Here is a 6,421-nt window from a genome sequence, read left to right as displayed (position 1 = left end):
AGGCGGTTGGACGCCAGGACGTCGAAGCGCCGGCCGTACACGAGGGCCGGGACGTCGGTCAGGCTGTCCAGCAGCAGCCGCAGCCCGGGGCGCACACGCTGCGGCGGCAGCGGACGCGGACGGGTGCGGGTCGGCTTGGCGATCCGGAACAGGTGGGAGCGTTCCAGATCGTTCAGCCGCAGCGCGCGGGCGAGGGCGTCCAGTACGGAAACGGACACGTTCAGGTGGCGGCCCCGCTCCAGCCGGACGTAGTAGTCGACGCTGACGCCGGCCAACTGGGCGACCTCCTCACGCCGCAGGCCCGGGACGCGGCGGGTACCGGGGTGGGGCCTCAGGCCCGCCTCCTCGGGGGTGATCTTCGCGCGGCGCGAGCGCAGGAAGTTCCGCAGCTCGATGTTGGGTTCCTGATCCACATCCCCACGGTAGGGCAGGACGTCGTGGGCGCGGACGCGCGTGAGGGGGTCTGCTGGACCCCCGGACCGGACGGGTCTCCCACCCCTGTCGCCGGTGGTGCTTGGCTGCGGGAGAAGCCATCGGGAACAGGAGGCACCCCCATGAAACGCAGGATCCTCGGCGGCACCGGCATGTCGGTGAGCGAGTACGCGCTCGGCGCGATGATGTTCGGCGCGATGGGCAACACCGACCACGACGAGTCGGTGCGTATGATCCACACCGCGCTGGGGGCGGGGATCAATCTCATCGACACCGCCGACGTGTACTCCGGCGGCGAGTCGGAGGTGATCGTCGGCAAGGCGATCAAGGGCCGTCGCGACGATGTCGTCCTGGCGACCAAGTTCGGACTCCCCATGGGCGACGACCCCAACCAGCGCGGTGGGTCGGCGCTTTGGATCCGCCGTGCCGTGGAGGACAGCCTGCGCCGCCTGGACACGGACCACATCGACCTGTACCAGATGCACCGTCCGGACCCGCACACCGACATCGACGAAACCCTCGGCGCCCTGTCGGACCTGATCCGCGCGGGGAAGATTCGCGCCATCGGCGGCTCGTTCTTCGCGCCGGAGGAGATCGTCGCGGCCCAGTGGACCGCCGAACGCCGCGGCCACCACCGCTTGCGCACCGAGCAGCCGCCGTACTCGATACTGACCCGCGGTGTCGAGAACCGGGTCCTGCCCACCGCGCAGCGCCACGGCATGGGCGTGCTGACCTTCGGGCCGCTCAACTCCGGGTGGCTGTCCGGCCGCCCGGACCCCACCACCGGTCACCGCAGCGCCGGTGCCGGGGCGAAGATGTTCGATCTGTCCCTGCCCGGGGTACGGGCCAAGGCCGAGGCGGTGCGCAAGCTGACGGCCCTGGCCGCGGAGGCCGGCCTGCCGTTGTCGCACCTGGCCGTCGCCTTCGTCCTCGCGCACCCGGCGGTCTGCGCGGTGCTCATCGGTCCGCGCCGCCCGGAGCAGCTGGCCGATCTCCTCGCCGGTGCCGGCGTCGAGCTCGACGCCGATCTTCTCGATCGTATCGACGAGATCGTCCCTCCGGGTGTCGACCTCAACCCCGACGACTTTTACATCGACCCGACCCCGGCCGTCACCGACAAGCGTCTGCGCCGCCGCTGACGCGCGCCGGCCCCCTGGCACGAGGGAGGAGCCCGGCCGCGGGCACCGGGTGCCGGGAGCGTGTTCAGCCTCCGGTGCCCCGACCGCCGTTGTGCTGCTGGGCGGTAAGCGGCGTGCGGCGTCGCCATGGAGGTGCCGCTGTCCCGCACGGCGCCGTGGACTGCTCCGACCGCCTCGCGCCGTTCTCCGGTCCCGGCCCCGGGCGGGCGACAGCGGTGAGCGCAGTCCGCGCGGTTCCCCCGTGCGCCGGACCGGGCGGGCGCGCGGCGGCTCGTGGCGTCCGCCATCCGCTTCGCGCGGCTCCCGCCAGGTGCGCGTACGAGGATGCTGGGCCGTCGGGCGCCAGACCAGGATTGATCACCGACGACCCGGACGGTGACGGTTTCGAGATGCCCACCGGCCCGCCGGCCTTGTGGGAGAACTCATCGGCCGTGGTGTGGCCTACGGTGACGGCCCTCCGGGGGCCGGTGCCGATGTTCTGGCCGATCTACCCGAACCACCCGCACCAACCCGGCCGGCCCGGCACCGACCCGCCCCCCGCGCCCCAGTGCGATCAGCCGGGGCACGCTCATCGCCCTCGCACTGGCGGCAGCCTTCCGGATCAGCGCGATCGTCGCGGTCGGCCGCAAGGCGCAGGGAGCGCTCGCCCGCAACGGCGTGGAGGCGATTGCCGTACGTCATCCGGCTCAGGGCGGTGCCGGGCTCTTCGCCGCCCAACTCACCCTGATCGACGAAGGACTACTCCTGGCGGACAGCTGATCCGCGGCGCGGACGCCTCCCACGTCGCCGCCTCCTTCTGACGCGGGCCGGGCGGCCGGTGCCGTACATCGCCACCAGCCGGTGCGGGCCCTCGGCCGCCCTCTTCAAGCGCCGAGTGATGAGGTCCTGTCCCCCGTCGAGCATGCCGGCGTCCCGCGCGCCCTAGCGGGACTTGCGGGCCATGCCGCCCTCGGGGTCCGGGACGCTCTTGACGAGGCCGGTGCAACGGCCGCGGCGGTCGCCGGCGGCACGAGGTGACCGAGTCTCCCACCAGCCGGCTCGGGTGCGTGTCAGCTCTTCACAATGCCGTGCAGAAGCAGGTCGATGAGCCGGGTGGCCAGGTCGCGACGCCCCTCGCTGGAGGCCATGAGGCTGATGCCGCCCAGGGCCATGAGCACGTCCTGGGCGTCGGCCTCGGAGCGGGCCGGGGACCGCTCCTGCCCGGCGGCGAGCAAGTGAGCGATGGCGTCGGCGAGCAGGGCGCGGGTGTGCATCTTCTCGCCGTCGTCGGTCAGCACCACGCGCAGCGCGTCGGCCATGCCGTCCTTGGCGGTCATGAAGTCGATGAAGGCTTCCATCCACGTCCGCAGGGCGTCCACGGGTGGTCGTGTGGCGGCGAGGTGCGGCGCCGAGTCGCACAGCCGCCGCACTTCGTGCCGGTAGATCGCCTCGATCAGGAGTTCCTTGGAGGGAAAGCGGCGGTACAGCGTGCCGACGCCGACGCCGGCTGCGCGGGCGATGTCCTTGACCGAGGCGCCCGCTCCGTCGCGAGCGAACGCGGCTGCCGCTGCCTCCAGCAGCCGGTCCTCGTTGCGCTGCGCGTCGGCGCGCAACGACCTGGGGCGCCGCGCCTCGCTCCCGCCGTTGCCGGTCACTCCGCACTCCCGTCGTACCGCCGCCACTTGCAAGCGGAACCGGTTCCGCTTACTGTCATCAGCGAACCGGAACCAGTTCCGGATACGAGACTACGGCGGCACCCTGCCCGCGCGCCACTCGCCCGCGCGCACGCCGCCCCGCATGACCGCCTTCTTGGAGCAGCTCGTGACCGACCACCTGATCACTACCCCCTTCGGGGCTCAGACCACCGCCGCCGAGGTGGTCACCGGAGTCGACCTCACCGGCCGGCGCGCTGTCGTCACCGGCGCGGCCTCCGGAATCGGACGTGAAACCGCTCGTGTGCTGGCCGCGGCCGGCGCCGAGGTCGTCATCGGCGTCCGTGACCTCACCGCGGGGGCGGACGTCGCACAGGAGATCACCCCGCGGAGCGGTCCGGGAAGCGTCCATGCCACGCTGCTCGACCTCACCGACCAGGCCTCGGTGCGCTCCTTCGTCGAGGCGTGGCAGGGGCCGCTGCACATGCTGGTCCTCAACGCCGGCGTCATGGCTTCACCGCTGGAGCGGACGAAGGAGGGGTGGGAGCTGCAGTTCGCCACGAACCACCTCGGCCACTTCGCGCTCGCCACCGGCCTGCACGACGCCCTCGCTTCGGCCCGCGGATCCCGCGTCGTCGCCGTCAGTTCGGTGGGGCATGTCAACGGCGACGTCCTGTTCGACGACATCAACTTCGACCGGCACCCCTACGACCCGTGGGCGGCCTATAGCCAGTCCAAGACCGCTAACGTCCTGTTCGCCGTCGAGGCGAGCCGCCGTTGGGCGTCGGACCTGATCGCGGTCAACGCCCTCAACCCCGGCCGCATCACCACCACCCGACTCGGCCGCCACATTGGCGACATCTCCAACAGCCCGGCCACGTTCGAGGCCAGCAGCACCGACGTGTCCTGGAAGGACATCCCGCAGGGAGCCGCCACATCCGTGCTGCTCGCAGCCTCCCCGCTGGTCGAAGGGGTCAGTGGTCGGTACTTCGAGGACTGCAACGAGGCCGCCCCGCACCAGCCCGGTATCCGCCGTGGCGTAGCGGCCCACGCCGTGGACCCCGAGCGGGCGGCCCTTCTCTGGCAGGTCTCCATCGACATGCTGGCGGCCGCACAGACGACCGCCTGATCTCACCACCCCCTGGCTAGTGCCGGGCTCGGGGCAGCCGAAGGGCGAGCAGGGCAACGTCGCCGGGACAGCGCTCGGCGAGGAGGCCGGCGAGGAGTTCGTCGCACAGCACGGGCAGGGGTTCGCGGGCGAGGGCGGCGGCGTGCCGGCGCAGCCGGGTCGATCCGGCCTCCAGGCTCTCGCCGCGGCGTTCGATCACCCCGTCGGTGTAGAGCAGGAGGATGGAGCGGGCAGGCAGGTCCACGGTGGCCTGGCGGCGGGGGTGGTGGGGGGCGACACCCAGGAGCAGGTCGTGGCAGTCGTCGAGGTAGCGGGTGTCGCCCTGGTGGGTGATCAGCAGTGGGGGCAGATGGCCGGCGTTGGAGTAGTTCAGTTCGCACGGGCCGCCCTCGGGGCCGCGGACGATGGCGTACATGCAGGTGGCGGTGGTGGCCAGCAGGGTGTGCCGGGCCGGGCCGAGACGGCGCAGGATGACGTTGGGCGGTTCCTGGCGGTCGCAGGCGATGCCGCGGAGCATGTCGCGGATCTGGCTCATGGTGACCGCGGCGCGTACGCCGTGCCCGGTGACGTCGCCGATGATCAAGGTGGTGTCGCCGGTGGGCGGAGTGAAGCTGTCGTACCAGTCACCGCCGACCTCCGCCGTCTCGCTGCGGGCCGGGCGTAGCGGGCGGCGAGCTCGAGGTGGCCCACGTGGGGCAGGTCGGACAGCAGCGCGCGCTGCAGATGCTCCGCGGTGGCCTGCACCTCGGTGTGCAGACGGGCGTTGTCCGCGTGCAGGGCGACGCGGTGGGCCAGGTCCTCCACCAGTGCGAGGTCGTCCTCGGCGGAGGGCCGCTCGCCGCCGGTGCGGGCCAGGGTGATCGCACCCATGACCCGACGCCGCGCCCGCAGCGGCGCCCGCACCATCGACGACGCCTCCAGCGCGGGCACCACGTACCAGCCGCCCCGCCCTGTGCCCGCCGACCGGGACTGCCGGGATGGTTGATCAGCAGGGGGCCGGCGCCGCGCAGGACCCGGGCCAGCGGGCCTGGGGTGTCATCGGTCAGCGACGGCAGGCGGCCCAGCCCCGGCGGCAGCAGATGCGGGTCCCGGCGGGTGACGCACATCCGGCGGGGCTGATCATCGCCCTCCAGCAGGTCCACGGCGCGCCAGTCGGCGAGCTGCGGCACCATGATCCGGCACACCTGCGCAGGCCCGCATCGGCGTCCAGCGTGCTGCCCAGCGCGGTCGTCAGCCGTGTCGGCCCAGGTCCAGAAGGGTGCGGGCCGGGGGTTGTGTGTCACTGGCCGCCGAGGAGGAGCGCGAAGCTCGCCAGTCTGACGGGTGACGATCACGACGCCCAGTGGCGCCGCTGGCGCGAGGCGTCCGAGAAGGTGCAGGCCGCTCTCACGGCACACGCCGAAGCCACCGAGAGCAACCGGTATGAGCTGGAGCAGGCCGTGAAGAAGGCCGTACGGCACGCTCACGAGGATCCGCCGGCCGGATAGCCGGCACGGCCCTCTACCGGTCGGCGGGCCAGGTCGCCGGCGCTTCTGTGACATCCTCGTCGCAGAGGCTGATGTGAGCGTCGGGTATGCCTATGCGCCGATCAAGCGGCGGAACTTGTCCCGCGCCACCTCCTCGCGGTGCCACCAGCCGTGCTGCACCGGCCGGTCGCCGGATTCGAGCATCAGGTGCAGCGGTCGGCGCCGGTCATGCGAAGCGGGTCCCTCGCGACCGCCCCGGCTCCCGGACGGTCGCGTGTTTCGCCTCGGGCCCGGTCCCATTCGCGCCGCCTGCCGCCCTGCTTCTGCCCGGCAACCAGGCTGTACTGCGCTTCTGGATGCGCCGCGCTTCGCCCGGCGCGTCCTCGAGCAGCAGGCCGTCCGGCAGCTTGGGCTCATCGACCGCTGGATCGCCGAGGAGGAACGGGCCTGCGGCTACGCTTGTCCGCCCGGCTGCAGACCGTCTTCTCACATCTGGCTGGTGGTCCAGCTGCTGAGGATGCGCAGGGACTCGGCCGTGGCGGAGCCGGGCTCGGGGAGGTAGACGCACAGGGTCTGGTTGTCGTCGCCGGGCGGTTGCAGCGACTCGTAGGAGAAGTGCAGGTC

The 6,421-nt window shown here is 72.3% G+C and carries 8 protein-coding genes; 3 read left to right on the top strand and 5 right to left on the bottom strand.

The window, feature by feature from the left end; genetic code table 11:
- Positions 1-413: helix-turn-helix domain-containing protein (locus ACZ5DC_RS40455; protein ID WP_468661468.1), on the bottom strand; the 413-nt coding region annotated here is incomplete at its 3' end.
- A 141-nt stretch (positions 414-554) separates the two neighbouring features.
- Between ACZ5DC_RS40455 and ACZ5DC_RS40450 the strand changes: the two genes are divergently transcribed.
- Positions 555-1,571, top strand: coding sequence for an aldo/keto reductase (locus tag ACZ5DC_RS40450; RefSeq protein ID WP_468661466.1), 1,017 nt, complete (start codon positions 555-557; stop codon positions 1,569-1,571).
- 1,049 nt (positions 1,572-2,620) lie between these two features.
- Here ACZ5DC_RS40450 and ACZ5DC_RS40445 read toward each other — a convergent pair.
- Positions 2,621-3,205 (bottom strand): TetR/AcrR family transcriptional regulator, encoded by a 585-nt coding sequence (locus ACZ5DC_RS40445; RefSeq protein WP_468661464.1) that lies wholly within the window; start codon positions 3,203-3,205, stop codon positions 2,621-2,623.
- A gap of 142 nt (positions 3,206-3,347) precedes the next feature.
- Here ACZ5DC_RS40445 and ACZ5DC_RS40440 point away from each other — a divergent pair, with 142 nt between their 5' ends.
- A complete protein-coding gene (locus ACZ5DC_RS40440) occupies positions 3,348-4,331 on the top strand; it encodes an SDR family NAD(P)-dependent oxidoreductase (RefSeq protein WP_468661462.1) in 984 nt (327 codons plus the stop codon).
- A gap of 16 nt (positions 4,332-4,347) precedes the next feature.
- Here ACZ5DC_RS40440 and ACZ5DC_RS40435 read toward each other — a convergent pair whose 3' ends face one another.
- Positions 4,348-4,914: a PP2C family protein-serine/threonine phosphatase gene (locus tag ACZ5DC_RS40435; protein ID WP_468661460.1), complete on the bottom strand. Its 567-nt coding sequence runs from the start codon at positions 4,912-4,914 to the stop codon at positions 4,348-4,350.
- Positions 4,911-5,201: a hypothetical protein gene (locus tag ACZ5DC_RS40430; protein ID WP_468661458.1), complete on the bottom strand. Its 291-nt coding sequence runs from the start codon at positions 5,199-5,201 to the stop codon at positions 4,911-4,913. The genes ACZ5DC_RS40435 and ACZ5DC_RS40430 overlap by 4 nt, the downstream gene beginning before the upstream one ends.
- 107 nt (positions 5,202-5,308) lie before the next feature.
- Between ACZ5DC_RS40430 and ACZ5DC_RS40425 the strand changes: the two genes are divergently transcribed.
- Entirely contained in the window at positions 5,309-5,818 is a 510-nt protein-coding gene (locus ACZ5DC_RS40425) for a hypothetical protein (RefSeq protein WP_468661456.1), read from the top strand.
- Positions 5,819-6,283: 465 nt separating this feature from the next.
- On the opposite strand, the gene ACZ5DC_RS40420 is transcribed toward ACZ5DC_RS40425, so the two are convergent.
- Positions 6,284-6,418, bottom strand: coding sequence for a hypothetical protein (locus ACZ5DC_RS40420; RefSeq protein WP_468661470.1), 135 nt, complete (start codon positions 6,416-6,418; stop codon positions 6,284-6,286).
- Positions 6,419-6,421: the final 3 nt, after the last annotated feature.

It is taken from the genome of Streptomyces sp. NPDC031445 (assembly GCF_055581365.1).
This window is presented reverse-complemented; position numbering and strand designations above follow the sequence as displayed.